Source organism: Microcoleus sp. w2-18bC1 (assembly GCF_036700365.1).
In the GTDB taxonomy this organism is placed as follows: Bacteria; Cyanobacteriota; Cyanobacteriia; order Cyanobacteriales; family Microcoleaceae; genus Microcoleus.
The window spans coordinates 1-2,712 of the sequence record NZ_JAUBOS010000142.1 but is presented as its reverse complement, the minus strand read 5'-3'; the positions used below and the strand labels follow the sequence as shown (position 1 = coordinate 2,712).

Sequence of the window (2,712 nt, the reverse complement as noted above, 5' to 3'; positions counted from 1 at the left end):
TTGCACTTTACTATTGAGCGCGCGATCAAATAACCCAGGCCACGTAACACGCGGGCGATATATTCAGCAAGCCCTACTTAGCTAGGGTGCGGCGTTTTTGTTTAACAGGAAAGTCGGCGATTCTTTGAGCAGTTTAATTTTAATTTAATGATGATAGCGAGTTTCTATTTAACGGGCGATCGTAACTTTTGTCACGCTATGTAAGTTTTGCAGGATAAACAGGGATGAGAGGGTACTCCTTTGCATGGCAATTGTTATGCAGTGATCGATTGTTTAGTAGTGCAGCCACAAAATAACGCGGACTTTTTATTTAAATTGCATATTCGAGGCGGGCGAGACGCCCACCCCACTCATTGTTTTATTGTTTTTTGACATACAATTTAAATCCACAACAGCTTATCCCAACAGAATTGTTTTCAAAATACTCCTTCTAAACTGGATTCATGTCTTTTGGTCAGCCGCGTGGCTCTGACAGGGTAACTGGGAGCCTCTCATATTGGTAAAAATACTTCTTCTGGCTCCTTCCTTCTGCCTTCTGCCTTCTGCCTCTGGCCTCAAAACTCCAATTTTGGGCTTGGCTGCTTTCATTGAGATGCTCCCTACTTACGATTACTTATTCAGGCATAGAAACTGGCTGAATGTATTGAGTATTAGCGCGCACATAACAGCCTTGTCTTGTGAGCAACCAGGGTTGACCGTTCGCCATCGTAATAGCATTTGCTCCCCTGAGTTCAGCAGCAACTGTATCTTTATCCGCGCGGTAAACTTGTTGAATTGCTCCGTTTGCGGTCTTGCGACAGTTGAGTTGTCCATCTCGCGAGGTGACACGCCAAGCAGGCCAAGTTACAAAACCATTTGTTGGACTCGACCAAGTATTAGCATTGCTAGAAGTATAGTCGCCACTTGCATTAGGACGCGGTAAAGCTTCGACTAAATTTACTTTAAATGTCTGGCCAATAGAAGGACAATTTTCTCCTGCTTTCACCTTCCAAGTAACTTCGGCTCCCAATTGGCTGCTTCTTCCAACTTGACGCCTGACAATGGCAATATCTCCAGAACAAACAATTTTTCGGCCAGGGCCGGTCGCACTGTCTTTAAAAGTCCCATTGTAATAGTAAGAGCCTGCTGCTCCTTCGGAACGGGTAATTTGAATATTGCCCAAAAATTCCCGATTGCCTACTTTGGTCAAGTAAAAACCGCTGCGATTGTTTCCTTTTTCTGACAAGTTTAAAGTAGTTTTACCGTTAGGATTAACATAAGTGGTAGCGCTAGCAGCAGCGCACCAAATTAATGACACAACTCCTGTGGATAACAAAATGGAAAGTTTTTTCACAGCAACACCTTGTATGATATGAATCTCTACTTTATTTATAGCTGTTGGTGAAAATACTTGACCAGTCGCTCAAATGAGTGACACTCATTTGAGCGACAGCGCACTCGTCTGACCCTGCGTGCGGACTCTCCCCGGCATCAAATCTGCATAACTTCACCTTGCTTCAGCTCTCTTCCACTCTCTTCACTTGTATGCACTTGCATCACGATGCCTACAAGCTTCAACTTCTGACTCATTGCAGGTTCCAATAATTAGCAGCAGAATAAATTTATATACGTAAGTAAGGGAGTTCCAATCACCGCTAAATACTGTGGATTTTACGGGTACTCCCCGGTGGGTCAAGTTGCGATTACAAACACTAGGGCGATTTTTACAGGTAGCAGATTTCCAATCTAAGAATGCTTGTAAAGAAATGTAAAAGCTCCTGATCGCCGATTGGTTTGACAGAAAGTACGATTTTTAAGCGGAGTCGGTAAAAAAAGTAGTCTGGATTCAGCGCAAAAATGAACTTGACCAACACAAATTAATTTGCTCGAAACTTAAATCCTTGTTGAATGGATAATAAATCATGGCTGACGGTCAATTAGGAGTTATATTAAAGATGGCTCAAACAATTAATCCTCAAATTGAGAGCGATCGACACTTTGAAATAGACTTGGCAAAATTGCGCCAACTGCCAGCAGGAACATTAGGGTGCGAAGTGGCGCGATTTCTAGACGAACAAGGCTTTGAGCCGATCGCATCGGGAGACTGGCTTCAGCGAAACCACGACGTTTAACGGGTTCTGACTGGTCTTTCAGCTTCAACAGAAGATGAATTTATACTTCAAGCGTTTACTCGTGATCAAGTATTTCTTCCTTCTTGTGCGATTTTAGTGTTAGTTGGACTGATCAGCGGAAAATGCGCGATCGGGCAAATTATCAAAGGCTTAAAACACGGAAAATTAGCCACTCGGTTAATTAATTGGGACGTTGCATCTGATTGGGAAACTCCTTTATATGAAGTTCGAGAAAAACTCGGAATTCTACCCTTAATTGATTAGATTTTCACTCATTACCTCATTACAAAAGTATGCAAAGCACAAGTTACAAACCGGAAATTAGCCTGAGTCCGCGGGAAAGAGCGATCGCGCAATTAGTAGCCCAAGGCCTGCCCAACAAATGTATTGCCAAAAATTTAAATATCAGTCACTGGACGGTTGCTACTTACGTGAGGAGGATTTTTATCAAACTCGGTGTTTGTTCCAGAACTGCGATGATTGCACTGCTGATCCAAGAAAATTTGCTCTGGGACTAATAAATAAGGAATGAGAATTAAATAACTTCCACTCTTGAAAGTGGGATGGGCGTCCCGCCCGTCCTTTTTGGACGGGCGGGACG

General features: G+C 43.0%; 4 protein-coding genes. 3 read left to right on the top strand and 1 reads right to left on the bottom strand.

Annotation, left to right across the window (positions count from 1 at the left end; all coding sequences use genetic code 11):
• Window positions 1-613 precede the first annotated feature (613 nt).
• Entirely contained in the window at window positions 614-1,333 is a 720-nt protein-coding gene (locus tag QT979_RS28695; protein WP_333215826.1) for a hypothetical protein, read from the bottom strand.
• A 568-nt stretch (window positions 1,334-1,901) separates the two neighbouring features.
• Between QT979_RS28695 and QT979_RS28690 the strand changes: the two genes are divergently transcribed.
• From QT979_RS28690 to QT979_RS28680, 3 genes are all read left to right on the top strand, one after another.
• The gene (locus tag QT979_RS28690; protein ID WP_333215828.1) at window positions 1,902-2,111 is read left to right on the top strand and encodes a hypothetical protein; all 210 of its coding nucleotides are present in this window, start codon (window positions 1,902-1,904) and stop codon (window positions 2,109-2,111) included.
• 96 nt (window positions 2,112-2,207) lie between these two features.
• On the top strand, window positions 2,208-2,375 hold the full coding sequence (locus QT979_RS28685; RefSeq protein ID WP_333215830.1) for a hypothetical protein: 168 nt from the start codon (window positions 2,208-2,210) through the stop codon (window positions 2,373-2,375).
• 29 nt (window positions 2,376-2,404) lie between these two features.
• On the top strand, window positions 2,405-2,629 hold the full coding sequence (locus tag QT979_RS28680) for a response regulator transcription factor (RefSeq protein ID WP_083888111.1): 225 nt from the start codon (window positions 2,405-2,407) through the stop codon (window positions 2,627-2,629).
• The last annotated feature ends 83 nt before the right edge of the window (window positions 2,630-2,712 follow it).

Excerpts from the sequence above, each read along its gene's own strand:
- QT979_RS28690 (WP_333215828.1), top strand. The coding sequence starts at position 1,902 with ATGGCTGACGGTCAATTAGGAGTTATATTAAAGATGGCTCAAACAATT.
- QT979_RS28680 (WP_083888111.1), top strand. The coding sequence starts at position 2,405 with ATGCAAAGCACAAGTTACAAACCGGAAATTAGCCTGAGTCCGCGGGAA.